The sequence below is a fragment of the Microbacterium sp. NPDC087868 genome, assembly GCF_044900755.1.
In the GTDB taxonomy this organism is placed as follows: Bacteria; Actinomycetota; Actinomycetes; order Actinomycetales; family Microbacteriaceae; genus Microbacterium; species Microbacterium galbinum.
Window position 1 is genome coordinate 705,968 of record NZ_JBJDNO010000003.1, and the last position, 18,560, is coordinate 724,527.

The 18,560-nt window shown below is 70.3% G+C and carries 18 protein-coding genes; 5 read left to right on the top strand and 13 right to left on the bottom strand.

All coding sequences use genetic code 11. The features are described from left to right. The first annotated feature begins 3 nt into the window (after window positions 1-3). Genes kdpC through ACI2JZ_RS13570 form a run of 3 tightly spaced genes read left to right on the top strand, consistent with a single transcriptional unit; the run spans window position 4 to window position 3,781 of the window. The gene (gene kdpC / locus ACI2JZ_RS13560; protein WP_404598040.1) at window positions 4-606 is read left to right on the top strand and encodes a potassium-transporting ATPase subunit KdpC; all 603 of its coding nucleotides are present in this window, start codon (window positions 4-6) and stop codon (window positions 604-606) included. Beyond that, entirely contained in the window at window positions 603-3,113 is a 2,511-nt protein-coding gene (locus ACI2JZ_RS13565; RefSeq protein WP_404598042.1) for an ATP-binding protein, read from the top strand. Before kdpC ends, ACI2JZ_RS13565 begins: the two co-directional genes overlap by 4 nt. Then, window positions 3,110-3,781, top strand: coding sequence for a response regulator (locus tag ACI2JZ_RS13570; RefSeq protein ID WP_308194251.1), 672 nt, complete (start codon window positions 3,110-3,112; stop codon window positions 3,779-3,781). The genes ACI2JZ_RS13565 and ACI2JZ_RS13570 overlap by 4 nt, the downstream gene beginning before the upstream one ends. A 6-nt stretch (window positions 3,782-3,787) precedes the next feature. Here the strand turns inward: ACI2JZ_RS13570 and ACI2JZ_RS13575 are convergent, their stop codons facing one another. The 3 genes from ACI2JZ_RS13575 to ACI2JZ_RS13585 all read right to left on the bottom strand — a co-directional run bounded on the left by ACI2JZ_RS13575 (window position 3,788) and on the right by ACI2JZ_RS13585 (window position 5,553). Beyond that, window positions 3,788-4,060 (bottom strand): DUF1905 domain-containing protein, encoded by a 273-nt coding sequence (locus ACI2JZ_RS13575; protein ID WP_247623723.1) that lies wholly within the window; start codon window positions 4,058-4,060, stop codon window positions 3,788-3,790. 25 nt (window positions 4,061-4,085) lie between these two features. After that, window positions 4,086-4,871 (bottom strand): tryptophan-rich sensory protein, encoded by a 786-nt coding sequence (locus ACI2JZ_RS13580; RefSeq protein ID WP_247957483.1) that lies wholly within the window; start codon window positions 4,869-4,871, stop codon window positions 4,086-4,088. A 118-nt stretch (window positions 4,872-4,989) separates the two neighbouring features. Beyond that, the gene (locus tag ACI2JZ_RS13585) at window positions 4,990-5,553 is read right to left on the bottom strand and encodes a TetR/AcrR family transcriptional regulator (RefSeq protein ID WP_404598043.1); all 564 of its coding nucleotides are present in this window, start codon (window positions 5,551-5,553) and stop codon (window positions 4,990-4,992) included. A 94-nt stretch (window positions 5,554-5,647) separates the two neighbouring features. Between ACI2JZ_RS13585 and ACI2JZ_RS13590 the strand changes: the two genes are divergently transcribed. Beyond that, window positions 5,648-6,490 carry an alpha/beta fold hydrolase gene (locus ACI2JZ_RS13590; protein ID WP_404598044.1) on the top strand — a complete coding sequence of 281 codons (843 nt, stop codon included), beginning with the start codon at window positions 5,648-5,650 and terminating at the stop codon, window positions 6,488-6,490. 154 nt (window positions 6,491-6,644) lie between these two features. On the opposite strand, the gene ACI2JZ_RS13595 is transcribed toward ACI2JZ_RS13590, so the two are convergent. The 10 genes from ACI2JZ_RS13595 to ACI2JZ_RS13640 form a co-directional block, all read right to left on the bottom strand. Next, on the bottom strand, window positions 6,645-7,604 hold the full coding sequence (locus ACI2JZ_RS13595) for a siderophore-interacting protein (RefSeq protein ID WP_404598045.1): 960 nt from the start codon (window positions 7,602-7,604) through the stop codon (window positions 6,645-6,647). Continuing rightward, a complete protein-coding gene (locus ACI2JZ_RS13600; protein WP_247623728.1) occupies window positions 7,594-8,394 on the bottom strand; it encodes an ABC transporter ATP-binding protein in 801 nt (266 codons plus the stop codon). The genes ACI2JZ_RS13595 and ACI2JZ_RS13600 overlap by 11 nt, the downstream gene beginning before the upstream one ends. Continuing rightward, window positions 8,391-9,509: an iron chelate uptake ABC transporter family permease subunit gene (locus tag ACI2JZ_RS13605; RefSeq protein WP_247623729.1), complete on the bottom strand. Its 1,119-nt coding sequence runs from the start codon at window positions 9,507-9,509 to the stop codon at window positions 8,391-8,393. Before ACI2JZ_RS13605 ends, ACI2JZ_RS13600 begins: the two co-directional genes overlap by 4 nt. Further along, window positions 9,506-10,549: an iron ABC transporter permease gene (locus ACI2JZ_RS13610; protein ID WP_247623730.1), complete on the bottom strand. Its 1,044-nt coding sequence runs from the start codon at window positions 10,547-10,549 to the stop codon at window positions 9,506-9,508. Before ACI2JZ_RS13610 ends, ACI2JZ_RS13605 begins: the two co-directional genes overlap by 4 nt. A gap of 33 nt (window positions 10,550-10,582) precedes the next feature. Beyond that, window positions 10,583-11,611 (bottom strand): iron-siderophore ABC transporter substrate-binding protein, encoded by a 1,029-nt coding sequence (locus tag ACI2JZ_RS13615; protein WP_404598046.1) that lies wholly within the window; start codon window positions 11,609-11,611, stop codon window positions 10,583-10,585. 267 nt (window positions 11,612-11,878) lie between these two features. Then, complete coding sequence (locus ACI2JZ_RS13620; RefSeq protein ID WP_247623732.1) at window positions 11,879-12,082, bottom strand: cold-shock protein; 204 nt, start codon at window positions 12,080-12,082, stop codon at window positions 11,879-11,881. Window positions 12,083-12,316: 234 nt separating this feature from the next. Beyond that, a complete protein-coding gene (locus ACI2JZ_RS13625) occupies window positions 12,317-15,223 on the bottom strand; it encodes an AAA family ATPase (protein ID WP_404598047.1) in 2,907 nt (968 codons plus the stop codon). An 89-nt stretch (window positions 15,224-15,312) separates the two neighbouring features. Beyond that, window positions 15,313-15,591 carry a hypothetical protein gene (locus tag ACI2JZ_RS13630; RefSeq protein ID WP_404598048.1) on the bottom strand — a complete coding sequence of 93 codons (279 nt, stop codon included), beginning with the start codon at window positions 15,589-15,591 and terminating at the stop codon, window positions 15,313-15,315. A 177-nt stretch (window positions 15,592-15,768) separates the two neighbouring features. Then, the gene (locus tag ACI2JZ_RS13635; protein WP_404598050.1) at window positions 15,769-16,224 is read right to left on the bottom strand and encodes an SRPBCC family protein; all 456 of its coding nucleotides are present in this window, start codon (window positions 16,222-16,224) and stop codon (window positions 15,769-15,771) included. Between the two features lie 103 nt (window positions 16,225-16,327). After that, window positions 16,328-17,383, bottom strand: a complete 1,056-nt coding sequence (locus ACI2JZ_RS13640) for a DUF998 domain-containing protein (RefSeq protein WP_247957476.1) — start codon at window positions 17,381-17,383, stop codon at window positions 16,328-16,330. 111 nt (window positions 17,384-17,494) lie between these two features. On the opposite strand from ACI2JZ_RS13640, the gene ACI2JZ_RS13645 reads away from it, so the two are divergent. Then, window positions 17,495-18,532, top strand: coding sequence for an aromatic acid exporter family protein (locus ACI2JZ_RS13645; protein ID WP_404598052.1), 1,038 nt, complete (start codon window positions 17,495-17,497; stop codon window positions 18,530-18,532). The last annotated feature ends 28 nt before the right edge of the window (window positions 18,533-18,560 follow it).

Genomic DNA, 18,560 nt, shown 5'->3' on the forward strand with positions numbered 1-18,560 from the left:
CTCATGTCGTCCACCCGCACCACCGTCCGCACCGCGGGCGTCGCCGTCCGCGCGATGCTCGTCCTCACCCTCGTGCTCGGCGTCGGTTACACGCTCGTCGTCACCGGCATCGGCCAGCTGATCCTGCCCGCGCAGGCGAACGGCTCACCCCTCGCCGACGACAGGGGCAGCGCGCTGATCGGCCAGTCCTTCACGGATTCCGACGGCGACGCGCTTCCCGAGTACTTCCAGTCCCGCCCTTCGGCCGCCGGCGACGGCTACGACGGCGCGGCCTCCAGCGGCAGCAACCTCGGCCCGGAGAACGCCGACCTGATCGCCGCGATCGAGGAGCGCAGAGCCACCATCGCCGAGCGCGAGGGCGTGAGCCCCGCCGAGGTGCCGGCCGACGCGGTGACGGCATCCGGCTCGGGACTCGACCCGCACATCAGCGTCGCGTACGCCCTGCTGCAGGTGCCGCGGGTGGCGGCAGCGCGCGACCTCGACGAAGGCACGGTGCGCCAGCTCGTGGAGTCTAGGATTCAAGGGCGGGATCTGGGATTCCTCGGCGAAGAGCGCATCAACGTCGCCGAACTCAATCTCGCGCTCGATGAGCGGGAGGGCGAATGACACGAGAGCGGCGGGGCCGTCTCCGCGTTCTCCTCGGCGCGGCCCCCGGCGTCGGCAAGACCTTCGAAATGCTCGCCGAGGGGCGGCGCCTGCTCGACGACGGCCGCGATGTCGTGATCGCGGTCGTCGAGACCCACGGCCGTGCCGCGACCCTCGCCCAGACGATCGGTCTGCCCGAGGTGCCGCGGCGCACCACCGAGCACCGGGGCATCGCCCTCACCGAGCTCGACGTCGACGCCGTGATCGCCCGCCGGCCCGAGATCGCCCTGGTCGACGAGCTCGCGCACACGAACGTTCCGGGTTCGCGGCATCCGAAACGCTGGCAGGACGTCGAGGCGATCCGGGATGCCGGGATCGACGTCGTCACGACCGTGAACGTGCAGCACATCGAGTCGCTCAACGCGGTGGTCGAGAAGATCACCGGCATCGCGCAGCAGGAGACGATCCCGGATGCCGTGGTGCGGGCCGCGGACGAGATCGAGGTCGTCGACCTGGCCCCGCAGACCCTCCGCGACCGCCTCTCGGCGGGTCTGGTGTACCCGGCCGAGCGCATCGACGCCGCTCTCTCGAACTACTTCCGGCTGGGCAACCTCACGGCGCTGCGCGAACTGGCCCTGCTGTGGCTCGCCGACGAGGTCGACAGCGCCCTGCGCAGCTACCGCGCCGAGCAGGGCATCGAGGGCACCTGGCAGGCCCGCGAGCGCGTGGTCGTGGCGTTGACCGGAGGCCCGGAGGGCGAGACCCTGCTGCGTCGCGGTGCCCGCATCGCCGCACGTTCGGCGGGCGGCGAACTGCTCGCGGTGCACATCTCCACGCAGGACGGCCTGCGCGACGAGACCCCCGGCGCACTCGCGGCGCAGCGCGCGCTGGTCGAGTCGCTCGGCGGCAGCTTCCACCAGATCATCGGCGACGACATCCCCGGCGCCCTCGTGGAATTCGCGCAGGGAGCGGATGCCACGCAGCTCGTCATCGGCGTGAGCCGGCGCGGGCGGCTGATGGCGGCACTGACCGGACCGGGCATCGGCTCCGAGGTCATCCGCCGCTCGGGCGACATCGACGTGCACATCGTCACGCACGCCGCCGCCGGTGGACGCATCGCCCTCCCCCGGATCACCGGCGGGGCACTCGGCTGGCGACGGCAACTGCTCGGCTTCGCGGTCGCGCTCGCCTTCGGGCCGCTGCTGTCGTGGATCATGTTCGCATTCCGCAGCCCCGAGTCGATCACCTCCGAGGTGCTCGCTTATCAACTGCTCGTGGTCGTGGTGGCCCTGATCGGCGGCATCCGTCCCGCCGTGTTCGCGGCCGTGCTGTCGGGCATCACCCTCGACTTCCTCTTCGTCGCGCCGCTGTTCACGATCACCGTCGCGCACCCCCTGCACGTGCTCGCCCTCGCGCTCTACGTCGTGATCGCGATCCTCGTGAGCATCATCGTTGACCAGGCCGCGCGCCGTGCCCGCACCGCGAAACGAGCGACCGCCGAGGCCGAACTGCTCGCGGCCGTCGCCGGCAACGTGCTGCGCGGGGACAACGCCGTGCTGGCGCTCGTCAGCCGCACGCGCGAGGCGTTCGGGCTGAGCGGCGTGCGACTGCTCACGGCCGAGGGCGAGGTGCTGGCCAGCGACGGCGAGCCGCTCGCCGACGGTCGCACCACGACGGTCGAGGTCGGCGCGTCGCACGCCGTGCTCGAACTCAGCGGCGATGCGCTGGACGCCCCGGCCCGGCGCCTGCTCGACGCGATCGTGGCGCAGCTCTCGGCCGCGATCGAGCACACCGGGCTGCGCGAGACGGCGAAGGAGGCCGCCGCACTGGCCGAGACCGACCAGGTGCGCAGCGCCCTGCTCTCGGCGCTCAGCCACGATCTGCGCCGCCCGCTCGCCTCGGCGGTCGCGGCGATCGGCGGACTGCGCGGAGCCCACGACCTCTCCCCCGACGACCGCGCCGAGCTGCTCGCCACGGCCGACGAGAGTCTCTCGACCCTCTCGACCCTCGTCACCGACCTGCTCGACGTCAGCCGGGTCGAAGCGGGCGTGCTCGCAGTCTCGTCGACGCGCCTCGATGCCACCGGCCCCATCCTCGCCGCCGTCGACGAACTCGGTCTCGGGCCGGCCGACGTCGAGCTCGCCCTGGATCCGGCCCTCCCCGCCCTGCGGGCCGACCCGGTGCTGCTGCAGCGCGTGATCGTGAACGTGCTCGCGAACGCGCACCGCCACTCCCCCGCCGGAACCCGCGTGCTCGTGTCGACGAGCGCCCTGGGAGAGCGGGCCGAGATCCGCATCATCGACCGCGGCGAGGGCGTGCCGGTGGAGCGACGCGACAGCATCTTCCAGCCGTTCCAGCGCTTCGGCGACACCGACAACACGACCGGCCTGGGTCTCGGACTCGCCCTGTCGCGCGGTTTCACCGAGGGCATGGGCGGTAGCCTGACTCCCGAGGACACCCCCGGGGGCGGCCTCACGATGGTCATCTCACTGCCGCTGGCCGGCGCCGACACGGAGGACACGGAGTGAAGCTCCTCATCGCCGACGACGATCCGCAGATGGTGCGGGCGCTGCGCATCACGCTCGCCGCACACGGATACGAGGTGGTCGTCGCGGCCGACGGTGCCGCCGCGGTCGCCGCCGCCGCCCAGACCCACCCCGACCTCATCATGCTCGACCTCGGCATGCCGCGACTCGACGGCATCGAGGTGATCCAGGCCCTGCGCGGCTGGACGAACGTGCCCATCATCGTCGTCTCGGGACGCACGGGCTCCGCCGACAAGGTCGAGGCGCTGGATGCCGGAGCCGACGACTTCGTTACCAAGCCGTTCCAGGTCGACGAGCTCCTCGCCCGCCTGCGGGCGCTGTCGCGGCGCGCGGTTCCAGCCGGCGGCGAGTCGACCGTGACGTTCGGCGATGTTGTCGTCGACCTCGCGACCAAGACCGTCACGCGCGGAGGATCGCGCGTGCACCTCACCCCGACGGAGTGGCGGATGCTCGAGCATCTGTCTCGGCATCCGGGAGCCCTCGTCACCCGCCAGGACCTGCTGAAGGAGATCTGGGGCAGCGAGCAGGTCTCCGACTCCGGCTACCTGCGGCTGTACATGTCGCAGCTGCGCAAAAAGCTCGAGCAGGAGCCCAGTGCGCCCGTGCACCTGCTCACCGAGTCGGGGATGGGCTACCGCCTCGTCGTCTGAGCCGCGTTATCGCGGGGTGACGGTCACCTGAACCTCGTCGCCGATGTCCTTGCCGAGTGCCTTGCGAACCTTCGCGCTCAGCGAGACCATGTGACCGCCGGTTCCCGTGACCATCGCACCGACGTTCTCCAGGATGAGGTCGTCGACCACGGCATCGACCCTGACGGTCTTCCCCGTGCCGAAGAACTCGGCCGAATCCGGGATCTCGACGCAACTCCACGTCTCGCCCTTGACGTCGACGCCGATCGCCGTGGTGAATGTCTTCTTCTCGGTGGCCATGCGCACACGATACCGAAGTGATGTCTCAGCGAGCCGCCCGCCCCCGCACGACCCCGATCACGCCCGCGAGCACGAGCACGACGGCGACCACGAGGGCCGCGATGCCGGTCGGCACGCTCTCCGGGGCGTCGGTGAAGCGTCCGACGGCGAGCCAGACGAGGCCCCATGCCGTCGCGAGGGCCGGGGCGATGCGGCCGGTCACGAGTGCCGCCGCGACACCGATGACCGCCACCACCACGAGCACGGCGACGGCCCAGACATCCGCCTGATCGGCCCAGTCCGCCGGGGCGATCTGCGTGAACCACGCTGCGGTGTTCGCCACGGTCGCGATCGTGACCCAGCCGAAGTGCAGGCCGTTGGCACCGTCGGTGAGGATGCGGTCGGCGAGGTTCTTCGCGGGGAACCGCCCGAGCAGCACGATCACCCGGGCGAGCACCGCCACCAGCAGCGCGATCACGATCACCGTGAGCCACAGCGTCAGGAACCGCGCGGTCACCAACCAGAGGCCGTTCAGCACCATCGAGGCGGCGATCCACCCGCCGACGGCCTGTTGCCGAGCATCCGCCCGTTGCGCGGGCAGCGCCTGCCACACCGTGTACGCGAGCAGGCCGATGTAGATCAGCGACCAGATCGAGAACGCGGGGCCGGCGGGCGCGAGGTACGACCCCTGCGCCGAGAGTGCGCCGTCCTGCAGATCGTCGACGGATGCTCCGCCGAACGCTCCGGCGCCGACGGCGGCCGCGATCAGCATGAAGGATGCCGCGGCGATGATCAGGCTCTGTCGGGCGATGCCCTTCGTCTGTGACTCCATGCCCCGGACGATACCGAGGGGTCGGCGCCGCCGCAGGGGCCTTGACTCTCGCCTGGCAATTGTCTAGCCTGGCTAGCGAATTGGGTCGGCCGCGCTGCGCTTCGAGAATCGGCCGGAGTCAGGCCGCAACCGCCGCGTCGATCAGCACCTCGGCGGCACCCCGCGCCTGAGCCGCGACCGCCGCGTCGCCCGAGATGGCCGCCGTGCTCTGCGCACCCTCGGCGAGGATCGACAGCTGCGCGGCGAGGAGGGGCGAGGCGCCCGTGCTCGCGACGAGGCCCGACATGTACTCCTGGAACGAGGCCTTGTGCGAGCGCACGAGCTCGGCGACCTCGGGATTCGTGCCGCCGAGCTCGCCGAACGCATTGATGAACGCGCAGCCGCGGAAGTCATCCGTGCAGAACCAGTCTTCGAGGTACCCGTAGACGGCGAGCAGGCGGGCGCGGGGGTCGCCCCCGGCATCCGTCACGGCGGCCGTCAGGCCGGACTCCCACTCGCCGTGCTTGCGCTCGAGCACCGCCGCGACGATGTCGTTCTTCGCGGGGAAGAGACCGTAGAGGCGGCGCAGCGACACGCCGGCGGACTGGCGCAGCTCGTCCATGCCGACGGCCGCGTATCCCTTGCGGTAGTAGAGCTCCTCGGCGGCGGAGAGGATGCGTTCGCGTGCCTCGTCTTCGGTCATGCCAGAAGTCTACTTGACATGAGAACGATCGTTCTCTAGATTGATCACATCAGGTGAGAACGATCGTTCTCACCGAACCGAAAGGATCAGGATCATGGGTTACATCACCGTCGGGAACGAGAACAGCACCCCGATCGAGCTCTACTACGAAGACCAGGGTTCGGGTCAGCCCGTCGTCCTGATCCACGGCTACCCGCTCGACGGCCACAGCTGGGAGCGCCAGACCCGCGAACTCCTCGCCCAGGGCTATCGCGTCATCACGTACGACCGCCGCGGCTTCGGCGGATCGTCGAAGGTCAATGTCGGCTACGACTACGACACCTTCGCCGCCGACCTCAACACTGTGCTCGAGACCCTCGACCTGCGCGACGTCGTGCTCGTCGGCTTCTCGATGGGCACAGGAGAGCTCGCCCGCTACGTCAGCCGCTACGGCTCCGACCGCGTCGCGAAGCTCGCCTTCCTCGCCTCGCTCGAGCCCTTCCTCGTGCAGCGCGACGACAACCCCGAGGGTGTGCCGCAGGACGTCTTCGACGGCATCGAGGCCGCTGCCAAGGGCGACCGCTTCGCCTGGTTCACGCAGTTCTACAACGACTTCTACAACCTCGACGAGAACCTCGGATCGCGCATCAGCCAGGAGGCCGTCACCGGCAGCTGGAACGTCGCGATCGGCAGCGCGCCCGTCGCCGCCTACGCCGTCGTCCCGTCGTGGATCGAGGACTTCCGCTCCGACGTCGAGGCCGTGGCCGCCGCCGCGAAGCCCACGCTGATCCTGCACGGCACGAAGGACAACATCCTCCCGATCGACGCCACCGCCCGCCGCTTCCACCAGGCGGTTCCCGCGGCCGAGTACGTCGAGGTCGAGGGTGCCCCGCACGGCCTCCTCTGGACCCACGCCGACGAGGTCAACGCGGCGCTGAAGGACTTCCTCGCGAAGTAACCCCGCCGCACGGCATCCGTCCGGCCCAGCGAAAGTCCCGCCGCCCATCCGGGTGGCGGGACTTCTGCATCGATCGGTGCGAAACGTCGGTTCTGGGCCGCCATATCCGACATTTCGCACCGGTCGGCGCGCTAGGCGGGGCGACCTCGCGAACTCAGCCGCGCATGGCGACGCCGCGGCGCCAGTAGCCCATGAACGCCACCTGGCCGCGGTCGATGCCGAGGTCCTTGACGAGGTGACGGCGGAGGGTCGTGACCACACCGCTCTCGCCGGCGATCCAGAAGTACCGATCGCCGGGGGCGTCGGATGCCGCGATCTCCTCGCCGAGCCCCGAGTACGCCGGCGTCTCCCACAGCAGGTCGTCGCTCTCGATGTCCTTCACCGCGATCTCGTCCGAGGCATCCGCGTCTCCGAGGTGCGCGAGCACCGCCGGAATGACCCGGAGCCCGTGGGCCTGGTCGGCGTCGCGCGCCAGCCAGTGCACCTCGACCCCGGCGGGAGCGTCGATCGCGAGCTCGTCGGCCGCCGACGGCACCTCGATGAACGCCGTGCCGCGCAGGTCCCGCGGGGCGTCTTCGAGGATGCGCGCGATCGCGGGGGCCGCGGTCTCGTCACCCACCAGCACGACCGAGGGCGCATCGCCGGGCCGGTACTCGGTGCCGCCGCCCGCGACCACGCCGCGACGCGGTCCGATGATGATGAGCTCCTGCCCGGCCTGGGCCGCGCTCGCCCACCGCGATGCGGGACCGGTGAGCCCGGGCGCGAGGTGCAGCACGAAGTCGATGTCGACCTCGGTGTCTCCCGAGGCCGGATCGACCCGCAGGTCGCGGATCGAGTACGTGCGCATGGTTCCGCGCTCGTCTTCGGGCACGGCCAGGAACGACGCCCACCAGTCGGGGGCGTCGCGCTCCAGCGGGGGCAGGATGCCGGATGCCGGCGGGAAGATCAGCTTGATGCGGGCGTCGAACACCCCACCCGGCGTGCCGAACTCGTCGAGGTCCGCGCCACCGAAGGTCACCCGCACGAAGTTGGGCGAGACGCGTTCGACCCGGCGCACCTCGGCACGGGCGAGGATGTACGCCGGCTTCTCGGTGGTGGTGGTCTCAGCGGACATGGTGCCTCCCGATGGGTGTGACCATCGGCTTGCCGGAGACCGGGTCGATGGTGATCTGATTGGCGAGGCCGAAGACCTCTTCGACGAGTTCGGCGGTGACGACCTCGGCCGGGGCGCCGATCGCGTGCACGCGCCCCTCCTTCATCGCCACGAGCTCGTCGGCGTAGCGCGCGGCGAGGTTCAGGTCGTGCAGCACCATCACGATCGTGGTGCCGCGGGCGACGCTGAGGTCGGTGAGCAGGTCGAGCACCTCGACCTGGTGGGCGACGTCGAGGAACGTGGTGGGCTCGTCGAGCAGCAGGATGTCGGTCTCCTGCGCGAGTGCCATCGCGATCCACACGCGCTGGCGCTGTCCGCCCGACAGTTCGTCGACGCTGCGGTCGGCGAGCTCGGTCACCCCGGTGGCGTCGAGCGCATCGGCGACGACCTCGTAGTCGTGGGCGCTCCAGCGGGCGAGCGTCTTCTGATGCGGATGCCGCCCGCGCCCGACGAGGTCGGCGACGGCGATCCCCTCGGGCGCGACCGGCGACTGCGGCAGCAGACCCAGGATGCGGGCGACCTCCTTGGTCGGTCGCGCATGCACGGACTTTCCGTCGAGCACGATCTGCCCGGCGGCCGGCGAGAGCAGGCGCGCCAGCGAGCGCAGGAGCGTCGACTTGCCGCATCCGTTCGCCCCGACGATCGTCGTGATCTTGCCGGGCGCGACCGTGAGGTCGAGGCCGTCGATGATGGTGCGGTCGCCGTAGGAGAGGGTGACCCCTTCGGCCGACAGGCTGTGCGAGACGGTCACAGCGATCCTCCCGAGCGGTTGGTGCGGATGAGCAGGTAGATCAGATACGGAGCGCCGAGCACGCCGGTGACGACGCCGACCGGGTAGCGGGTGCCGAGCAGGAACTGGGCGATCAGGTCGCTGCCGAGCACGAGCACGGCGCCGACGAAGGCGCTGGGCAGCAGCAGGTTCGCGCCCGGGCCGGTGATGCGCGCAGCGATCGGACCGGCCATGAACGCGACGAAGGCGATCGGCCCCGTCGCGGCGGTCGCGAAGGCGAGCAGGGTGACGGCTCCGAGGATGAACAGCAGGCGGGTGACGTTCACGCGGATGCCGAGGCCGGACGCCGAGTCGTCGCCGAGCTGCAGGGCACCCAGCGCCCGCCCCTGCGACAGCATCAGCGGGACGATCACGGCTGCGGCGATCGCCATCGGCAGCACCCGCTCCCACGAGGCGTTGTTGAGGCTGCCGGTGAGCCACTGCATCGCGGTCTGGATGTCCCAGTTCGCGGCGCGCGACAGCATGTACGAGATGAGGCTCTGCAGCATGGCCGCGACGCCGATGCCGATCAGGATGAGCCGGGTGCCCGCGAAGCCGCCCTTGATCGAGAGCAGGTAGATCACGAGCGCGGTGAGCACGGCGCCGGCCAGCGCGAAGACCGAGACGACCGGGCCGTTGAGCGACAGCACGATGATGCCGAACACGGCCGCCGCGCCCGCCCCCGCCGAGATGCCGATGATGTCGGGCGAGGCGAGCGGGTTGCGCAGCAGGGTCTGGAAGCTCACGCCTGCGATGCCGAATCCGAAACCGGTGAGGATCGCGAGCACCGCGCGCGGCAGACGCAGGTCGCCGACCGTGAACGAGGCCCCGGGCACGGTCTCGCCGAGGATCACGCGGATGACCTCGTCGGGCGTGTAGAACGTGTTGCCGACCATGAGCGCCACGGCGAACAGCGCGAAGACGAGGATGCCGAGCACGATCGTCGCGCTGGCGTGACGGCGGTGGCGCGCACGGCGCCCGGCGACGATGGCGGCGACGCGGGCGGATGCCGTCTGCTCCGGGCGGTCGAGCGTGTGTTCGGGGGCACCGGCGGGGCCGGTGCTTCCCGACGAGTTCGTGCGGTCGGTCGTGGTCACAGCTCACGCACCTTCTGACGGCGGACGATCCAGATGAAGAACGGGGCGCCGATGATCGCGGTGATGATGCCGACCTGGATCTCTTCGGACGACGGCGAGATCACACGGCCGACGATGTCGCTCGCGGTCAGCAGCGCGGCGCCGGCGACCGCCGAGAACGGCAGCAGCCAGCGGTGGTCGGTGCCGATCAGCATGCGGCAGACGTGGGGGATGACGAGGCCGACGAATCCGATCGGTCCGGCGATGGCCGTCGCGGCACCGGCGAGGATCACGGCGCCCAGGGCCGACAGCATCCGGGTGCGGAAGACATGCTCGCCCAGCCCCTTGGCCATGTCGTCGCCCAGCGCGAGCGAGTTCATGCCGCGCGAGCTGGCGAAGCAGATGAGGGCACCGACGAGGAGCACGGGGGCGGTGAGAGCGATGCGGGGCCACTCGGCGCCGCCGACGCCACCGACCTGCCACGACTGGAACGTCTGCAGCAGATCGACGCGTGGCAGCATGATGGCACTGATGAGCGAGGCGAACGCGGCCGAGGTGGCGGCGCCCGCCAGGGCGAGTTTGAGGGGGGTCGCGCCGCCGCGGCCGAGCGACCCGACGGTGTAGACGAAGGTCGCCGCGGCGGCGGCACCGACGATCGCGAAGGCCATCTGCCCGTAGGGGTTGGCCAGTCCGAAGAAGGCGATGCCGATGACGACGGCGAGCGACGCGCCGTTCGAGACGCCCAGGATGCCGGGGTCGGCGATCGGGTTGCGGGTGACGGCCTGCATCGTGGCACCCGAGAGAGCGAGCGCGGCACCGACGAGCAGAGCGAGCACCGTGCGCGGGATGCGCTTGACGATGGCGGCCTGCTCGATCGTGTCGCTGTGCCCGCTGAACGCCGCGACGATGTCGTCGAACGACACGGCGCGCACGCCGAACGACACCGACAGGATGCTGAGGACCAGCAGGAGTGCGACTCCGGCGAGAAGCCAGAGCGTGCGCACCAGCACCGGGCGCCGCAGGTCTGCGGCGCCCGGCGCGATGGTGGTGGTGGCGGTCACTGAGGTGTCACTCCGCGCGAGCGGACTGATCGATTACTGAGCGAGCGGCGCGGCCAGCAGGGCGAGGTAGTCGCTGAGACCCCACGGGATCGACAGCGGCGACGGGTTGGCGGATGCCGCGATCGGGGTGGCGTCGGGGAGGATCGCGATGCGTCCCTCGGCGATGGCCGGGATCTTCGACAGCAGCGGGTCGGCCTGCAGGGTCGCGATGAGCGACTCGTCGCCGTAGGTGGCGATCACGTCGACGTCGTCGAACTTCGCGGCGTCCTCGGCGCTCACCGACAGGTAGAACTCCTTGCTGTCGGCGGACTCCTCGACGATCGAGGGGAACGGCAGACCGAGGTCGTCGTGCAGGTAGCCGGGGCGCGTGTCGACGGCCGTGTAGTACCCGATCTGGCTCAGGTCGGTGGGGTCGAAGAAGGCGAAGAGCACCTTCTTGTCCTTGAGGACGCTGTTCTCCTCGAGCGCTGCATCGGCGTCGGTGTGGAGGTCGTCGATGAGGGCCTGACCCTCCTCCTGGAGGCCGAGGGCCTTCGAGTTCATCTCGATCATCTCGTCGACCGGGGTGCCCCAGGCGATCTCGGGGTAGGCGACGACCGGAGCGATCTTGGAGAGGGTGTCGTACTCCTCCTGCGTCAGGCCGGAGTACGAGGCGAGGATGACATCGGGGTTCGTGTCGGCGACGGCCTCGTAGTCGATGCCGTCGGCCTCGTCGAAGAGCACCGGCTCTTCGCCGCCGAGCTCGTCGAGCTTCTCCTCGACCCAGGGCAGGATGCCGTTGTCGTCGTCGTCGCCCCAGCTGGCCTTGCTGAAACCGACCGGCACGATGCCGAGCGCCAGCGGCACCTCGTGGTTCGCCCAGGCGACCGTCGCCACGCGCTCGGGCTTGGACTCGATCGTGGTCTCGCCGTAGACGTGCTCGATCGTCACGGGGAAGGCGTCGTCGGAGGCCGGGTTGGCGCCGGCATCCGAACCGCTCTCGGAGGCGGACGTCGCGCAGGCCGTGAGGCTCAGCGCGAGTGCCGCGGCGGCACCGACGGCGAGGAGACGAGAAGTGCGCACAGCAGATCCCTTCGGGTTGAGGAGGGGTGAGGCGCAGAGTCGCGCCGGTTTGGTAAGGCTGACCTAATGTAACCCGAAGTAAGGCGAACCTCAATTCGGGTGGCCGCATCGTTACCCGTATTCCAGTGGTCCCCGAGCCGGTTCCTGAGCGAGCGGAGCTTGATCCGGTTCCTGAGCGAGCGGAGCGAGACGAAGGGCCTCACCCCGGAAACGAAGAAGCCGGCCGGCTCCCGAAGGAGCCGACCGGCCTCATACGATCACGAGGGATCAGAGGGGGCGAATGTTCGCAGCCTGCATGCCCTTGGGGCCGCGCTCAGCGTCGAATTCGACCTTCTGGTTCTCGCGCAGCTCCTTGAAGCCGCTTCCGGTGATCGCCGAGTAGTGGGCGAACAGGTCGTCGGTGCCGTCATCGGGAGCGATGAAGCCGAAGCCCTTTTCCGCGTTGAACCATTTCACAGTGCCAGTGGCCATGTGTTTTCTTCTTTCTTTTTTGATGTGGCCGCTGTTGTACACGGCCGCAGCACCGCACCGGAGCATCCGATGGGTACAGGGTGACGCTCTCCGGCGAGGAGGCGTGAGATGAAGGTTTTTCGGAATCCGTGCCGAACCGATCGGCGCAGAAGTCGGATCCGTGTAGAGGGCCGCACACGTCTCGTGGAGATTCGCGGGCCGGTGATGAACGATCCCCCGGAAGGAGGAGCAAGGTCACCGTATCACGCCCGGTCGGGAGTTCACCTGGGCGGGCGTGCGCGCACCCGCCGCGATGGCCGCCTCGGTACGGGTGCTGACACCGAGCTTGCGCAGCACGGCCGAGACGTGCACGCTCACCGTCTTGACGCTGATGAAGAGCTGCTCGCCGATCTGGCGGTTGCTCAGCCCCTCGGCCAGGAGGTCGAGCACCTGCCGTTCGCGGGCGGTGAGCGCGTCGGGATCGGACGCGGATGCCGTCGCCGCGCTGTCACCGCGCACCGGATCGAGCGAGAGCCCCGCCGCGTGCGCGAACGTCGTGACCGTGGTCATGAGGCGGGCGTGGCCGAGGGCCCGCGCGATCGTCGCGGCTTCGGCCAGCAGCATCCCCGCCGCCGTTCGATCGCCCGTGCGCAGCAGCAGTCGCGCTCGCTCGAGACGGGTGATGACGCGGAACACGACGGGCACGTCGTCTCCCTCGGCCAGGTCGATCGCTCGCTGTAACGCGGGGTCGGACGGCGACAGCAGCGCTTCGACGATCGGCGACCACGAGTCGGCGAGCAGCTGAGCGGGCTGCGCCGCCCAGGCATCCGCCACCCGTTCCGACACCGCAGCGGTGTCGTCGCCCTCGGCGCGCAGATCGGCGATGATCGCCGCCGCCTGCAGCAGCAGTCGCCTCTGGTGCAGCAGTACGGGGCCGTCGTCGTCGAGCATCACGACGATCTCGGCGAGCGCACCGCGCAGGTCGCCCGCGCTCTCGGCCACGGCGACGGTCATCGTGATGAGGTCGTACCAGATCTGCCGCTCGGTCTGCCCGGTCTCGACGAAGGCCGGGCGCCACTCGCGCAGCATGTCGGCGGCCTCGGTCGACCGCCCGCGCCAGGCGAGTGCGCGCACCCGCGTCATGCTCGAGTACATGCGGAAGACCCGCAGCGCTCCCTGCCGGTGATCGCGCGACATCATCTCGTCGACCCGCTCGATCTCGCCGCGTTCGAACAGCGCGACCGACATGTTCTGCATCATGATCGAGCCCGAGCTGCGACCGACACCGAGCGATCGCGCGAGGGCGAGGCCTTCTTCGGCGATGAGCACCGCCTCGCCGTAGCGACCGAGCAGGGTGAGGGCATCGGAGTAGTTGACGCGGTAGCGCAGGTCGGCATTGGAGCTGCGGGCGAGGTCACGCGCGCGGTCGAACTCCAGGATGCCGCCCGTGATGTCGCCGAGGTGTGCGAGTGAGACACCGTGCACGTTCGCCGCGATCGACATCTGATCGCGGTCGCCCGCACGGCTCGCGATCTGCTCGGCCTCGTCGGCGACGCGGAGCGCATCGCGCAGTCGCCCGGCGACCATGTAGCGACTGGCGAGCTGATTGAGAACGGTGGCGTGCAGCGCGTCGTCGCCGACCCGCGCCGCGAGGTCGAGTGCCTGCTCGGTGAGCGGGATCGCGCCGGGACGGCCGAGGTTGGCAAGGTACTGGGCCTTGTCTCGCAGCAGACGGGCATGGAGCCTCGGCGCGACGGTCTCGGGGTCGATCTCGTCGAGTGCGGCGCTGATCACGGCGAGTGCGCGTTCGCCGTCACCGGCATTGCGGAGCACCGATCCGAGCGTCTGCAACAGGTCGACGTGCGAGAGTCCGGCGACGGTCGCGGCGTCGGGCACGCTCGGCCAGATCTCGAGCGCGAGCTCGCCGAAGCGCGCGGCGGCCGCGAACGCGAAGCGTCCCTTCGCGTCGCGCATCGCGTCGATCGAGGCGAGGAGCGCGCGCGGTTCGTCCTGCGCGAGATGCCAGTGATGTGCGAGCGAGGCGGTGTCGACACCGTCGGTTCCGTCGCGCTGCGCCTCGAGCGCCTCGGCGTAGGCGCGGTGCAGCCGAGACCGCTCACCGGGTAGGAGGTCGTCGTGCACGGCCTCGCGCAGCAGCGCATGCCGGAACCGGTAGAGGTCGGAATCGATCACCAGGATGCCGCCGCGCGCCGCCTCACGGATCGCCTCGTCGAGCCGATCCTCGGGCAGCCCCGCCAGCGTCGACAGCAGCGGGTGCGAGAGGGGGCGCTCGGCTCCCGAGGCGACCTGCACCACCCGCTGCGCGTCGTCGCCGAGGCGATCGAAGCGGGTGAGGAGCACGTCGCGCAGGCCGTCGGGCAGCGGACCCGTCGTGCAGTCGGCGATCTCCTCGACGAAGAACGGCACTCCCTCTGCCCGCTCCTGCATGCGGGCGAGAGCGCCGTCGGAGACCGAGCGACCGGTGAGCTGCTCGGCCAGGGCGCGCACGGCGTCGCCGTCGAGCCGGGGCAGAGTCACCCGTTCGATCAGGCGGGACCGCGTCGCCTCGACGATGAACCGGCTCACGGCATCGCCCCGGCGCACGTCGTCGCTGCGGCAGCTGAGCAGCAGGAGCACCCGCCCCCGCGCGAGGGTGCGCAGCAGGAAGGAGAGGAGCGCGAGCGTCGACTCGTCGGCCCAGTGCAGGTCTTCGATCACGAGCACCTGCGGGGCCGCCTCGGCCGCGGTCTCGATGAGCGTGGCGATCGCGTCGCGCAGGCGGTCGGGGCTCGTGCGCGCCCGGTCGGCGGGCTCGTCGACGAGTTCGGGCAGCAGCATGCCGAGCGCCTCGGCACCGACGCCGACGGCCTCGCGCACGCGTTCGGCACCCAGATGCCCCACGATCGAGCGCAGGATCGCCGTGAGGGGCCCGTAGGCGGTGCGGGCCGCGCCGAGATCGAGGCACCAGCCCACGTGCACGTCGGCGCGCGTCGAGACCTCGGTCGCGAACTCGCGCAGCAGCCGCGACTTGCCGATACCGGCTTCGCCGTCGATCAGCACACCGACCGGGACGCCCTCGGCCGCACTCTCGAAGAGCCGGCGCACGAGGCCGATCTCGGCTTCGCGCCCGACCATCGCGGAGCTCGGCGCGAAGGAGGACATGCCTTCATCGTGCCACTCCCCTCCGACATCCGCCGGGCTCGCCCGATCGCCGACGCCGGGCCGGTCTCGGCGCAGTGCGACGGCCGGATTCACCGGGCCGCGACCGGCTCGCGCGGCACACCGGCGGCGCGGCTGCGTGCGGGCGCTGCATCCGTCGTCGAGCCCTGCGGGGCGGGCGCCCGACGCCGGCCTCGCACCACAGGAAGTGCACTCGCCCGACGCCCCAGCATCCGCCCGATCACTCCCACCGGCCGCGGCACGATCTGGTCGGCGTGCTCGCGGATCGACCGGCGCCGTTCGATCCCCCGCTCCCGCTGCTGCTGCTCGAATGCGGTGACCACCTGGTGCGAATAGGTCTGCTCGTACATGACGCCTCCTCGTTGTCGATATCCCTAGACAACGCTCTGAGGCCCCCTCCCGACATCGGGCGGATTCCCTATCTTCGGCCGACCCACCCCCTTACACGCGAGCCACCCCCTCCTGCACGGGGCAGAAGGGGGTGGCTGGACTGCAGAGGGGTGGCTCGGCGATCGAGCCCGCGTACGTCAGGCGTCGACGTCGCCCCGCCATTCGCCGGTCTCGGCGCCGCGCGTCTCGATGAACTCCTTGAAGTTCTCGAGGTCCTTCTTCACGGCGTGCGATCCGGCTCCCACGAGAGAGCCGACCTTCTCGACGAAGCCCTCGGGCTCCCAGTCGATCTGAACGGTGAGCCGTGTCTTGATGTCGGAGAGCTTATGGAAGGTCACGACACCCGCGTGCTCGGTGTCGCCGCCGATGCTGTTCCACGCGACGCGCTCGTCGGGGTGCTGCTCGGTGATCTCGGCGTCGAACTCGCGCTCGACACCGCCGACCTTGACCTTCCAGCGGTTGTGGGTGTCGTCGATCTGGGTGATCGACTCGACCTCCGACAGGAACTGCGGGAAGCTCTCGAACTGGGTCCACTGGTTGTAGGCGGTGGCGACGGGGACGTCCACGTCGATGGTCTCGATGATCTGCGCCATGGTGATTCCTCCTTGTAAGTCGGATTCCTATTCAGCACGGCATCGCCGATCGAGACGACGGGGTTGACAGCACCCGTTCGAAGGCGGATGCTCGGCGCCCGGGTCAGGCGTGCAGCAGGTGCGCGCGCGCCGACGGACGCGGCACGTCGGGCGAGAGGATCGCGAGCACGCGCACGAGGGTCGTCATCCAGAGCAGCCCGAGACCGACCGCCATCGCCTCGAGCGCGGTCATCGTGATGAGACCGAAGACCGCGAACAGCACGAACGCGACCGTGACCAGCGCCCCCACCCCGATCGTGGTGATGCTCAGTGCGCGCGGTGCCCCGGGCACGACGATCGCCGTCACGGTCATCGACGCCGCGAAGAACAGGAGCGTGATGGGCGCCACGATGTTGTGCGCCTCGGGGAAGCGGTGCAGCGGCAGCAGGCCCACCCCGGCGAGCGCGAACCCGGTGACGATCCACAGTCCCGAGGTGACCGCGATGCGTCCGAGCGCCGGGTCTCCGAGGATGCGGTGCAGGTCGCGGCCGATGTACGCGCCGACCGTGCCGACCAGCGCACCGGCGACGACCAGGGTGCCGTTGAACGCCCAGGCGTCGTCGCCCATGCCGAGCTGCGAGAAGTTGATCTCCCACCATCGGGGGTCGGCGGCGGTCACCATCGCGAAGAGGGTGCCGATCACCAAATAGCCGAACAGGATGCTCGACAGGTCGGCCGTGCGCAGCCCGATGCCCGCGGCGAAGGCGAAGCGTCCACCCACGGCCGCGGCGAACCCGGTGACCAGTGCGCCGCCGACGAGCGTCAGCTCGAGGCCCTGCAGCCCGATCGCCAGCACCTGGGTGCCGAGGAGCACGCCCATCCCCGCGACACCGGCGAAGGCGACGGTGAGGGCGATCGCCGAGATATCGGTGATGATGCGCTGCCAGCGCGGCATCGGCGCGGTCTCGTTCCGGCGATGCCGGAGAGTGCTCACGACGAAGGCGCCGCCGGCGATGACACCGGCGGCGGAGGCGGCGGGAAGCGCCAGGGAGCCGGAGCCGATGAGCATCCGAGGCTCGGGGCCCAGCAGCAGGAAGCCGGCGGAGGTGCCGAGCACGAAGCAGACGACCGTGGCCCAGACCGCGACGGTCTCGCCGCGCAGCCGTTGTCCCTGGTCCATGGGTACATCGAACCACTAACTGGTTACGCCGGTATATCAGCAATTGGTCGAAGCATCCACCCGTTCCCGCGCACACCCCGAGATGCGGCGCTCCGGGACTACCGTGGGGACATGCGCATTCCCGCCGCGATCCGCGCCAGCCAGCGATCCCCGCTGCTGCAGGTCGTGAAATCCGCGGCGGCGACCATCGCCGCCTGGCTCATCGCCGGATGGGTCTTCCCCTCGCAGTTGCCCGTGTTCGCCGCGATCGCCGCCCTCCTCGTCGTGCAGCCGAGCGTCAACCAGTCGCTCTCGAAAGCCCTCGAGCGCAGCATCGGGGTGATCGCGGGCGTCGTGATCGCGATGGGCCTGGGGCTGCTCCTCGGGTCGCCGAGCTGGATCGTGCTGCTCGCGATCGTCGTCGCGATGCTCGTGGCCTGGATCTTCCGCGCCTCCCCCGGCACCGGCAACCAGGTCGCGATCTCGGCCATGCTCGTGCTCGCCCTGGGCTCGTCGAGCCCCGAGTACGCGTTCGCCCGCATCATCGAGACGCTCATCGGCGTCGCGATCGGCATCGTCGTGAACGCCCTGATCGTGCCGCCCGTGCTGGTGGCCCCCGCGCGTCACCACCTCGGCCTGCTCGGTGCCGAGCTCGCGGCGAGCCTCGACCGGCTGGCCGACGCGCTCCCGAACCCGCAACCTCCGGCACGGATGCAGGAGCTGATGCTCGAGGCCCGCCTGCTGCGCCCGATGAAGGATGCCGCGGATGCCGCGATCGCCGCGGGCGAGGAATCGCTCACCCTCAATCCCCGACGGTCCACGCACCGTGCGGATCTGCGGGAGATGCGCGTGCTGCTCGAACGGCTGTCGCCGATCGTCACACAGGTGATCGGGATGACCCGCGCCTACGCCGACCACTACGACGACTCGATCGGCGAGGAACCCGCGGTGATCGCCATCGCCGAGCAACTTCGTCGAGCCGGGCACGACGTGCGCCTCGCCGTGCAGATCGCCGATGTCGCCCCCGAACCCGAGACGCTGACCTCCGCCATCCCGGCCCTCACCGCGCCGCTCGTGATCCGGCCGCCGTCGAGCCAGCACTGGATCCTCATCGGATCGCTCATGGAGGATCTCCGCCGTATCCGCGGCGAGCTCGTCGACGACGAGTGATCCGACGGCGGCATCCGGACGTCGGAAT

Coding starts and splice junctions, on each gene's coding strand:
- ACI2JZ_RS13635 (WP_404598050.1), bottom strand. CDS start 16,224: ATGGCGCAGATCATCGAGACCATCGACGTGGACGTCCCCGTCGCCACC.
- ACI2JZ_RS13640 (WP_247957476.1), bottom strand. CDS start 17,383: ATGGACCAGGGACAACGGCTGCGCGGCGAGACCGTCGCGGTCTGGGCC.
- ACI2JZ_RS13585 (WP_404598043.1), bottom strand. CDS start 5,553: ATGACCGAAGACGAGGCACGCGAACGCATCCTCTCCGCCGCCGAGGAG.
- ACI2JZ_RS13580 (WP_247957483.1), bottom strand. CDS start 4,871: ATGGAGTCACAGACGAAGGGCATCGCCCGACAGAGCCTGATCATCGCC.
- ACI2JZ_RS13625 (WP_404598047.1), bottom strand. CDS start 15,223: ATGTCCTCCTTCGCGCCGAGCTCCGCGATGGTCGGGCGCGAAGCCGAG.
- ACI2JZ_RS13630 (WP_404598048.1), bottom strand. CDS start 15,591: ATGTACGAGCAGACCTATTCGCACCAGGTGGTCACCGCATTCGAGCAG.
- ACI2JZ_RS13565 (WP_404598042.1), top strand. CDS start 603: ATGACACGAGAGCGGCGGGGCCGTCTCCGCGTTCTCCTCGGCGCGGCC.
- kdpC (WP_404598040.1), top strand. CDS start 4: ATGTCGTCCACCCGCACCACCGTCCGCACCGCGGGCGTCGCCGTCCGC.
- ACI2JZ_RS13645 (WP_404598052.1), top strand. CDS start 17,495: ATGCGCATTCCCGCCGCGATCCGCGCCAGCCAGCGATCCCCGCTGCTG.
- ACI2JZ_RS13590 (WP_404598044.1), top strand. CDS start 5,648: ATGGGTTACATCACCGTCGGGAACGAGAACAGCACCCCGATCGAGCTC.
- ACI2JZ_RS13620 (WP_247623732.1), bottom strand. CDS start 12,082: ATGGCCACTGGCACTGTGAAATGGTTCAACGCGGAAAAGGGCTTCGGC.
- ACI2JZ_RS13575 (WP_247623723.1), bottom strand. CDS start 4,060: ATGGCCACCGAGAAGAAGACATTCACCACGGCGATCGGCGTCGACGTC.
- ACI2JZ_RS13595 (WP_404598045.1), bottom strand. CDS start 7,604: ATGTCCGCTGAGACCACCACCACCGAGAAGCCGGCGTACATCCTCGCC.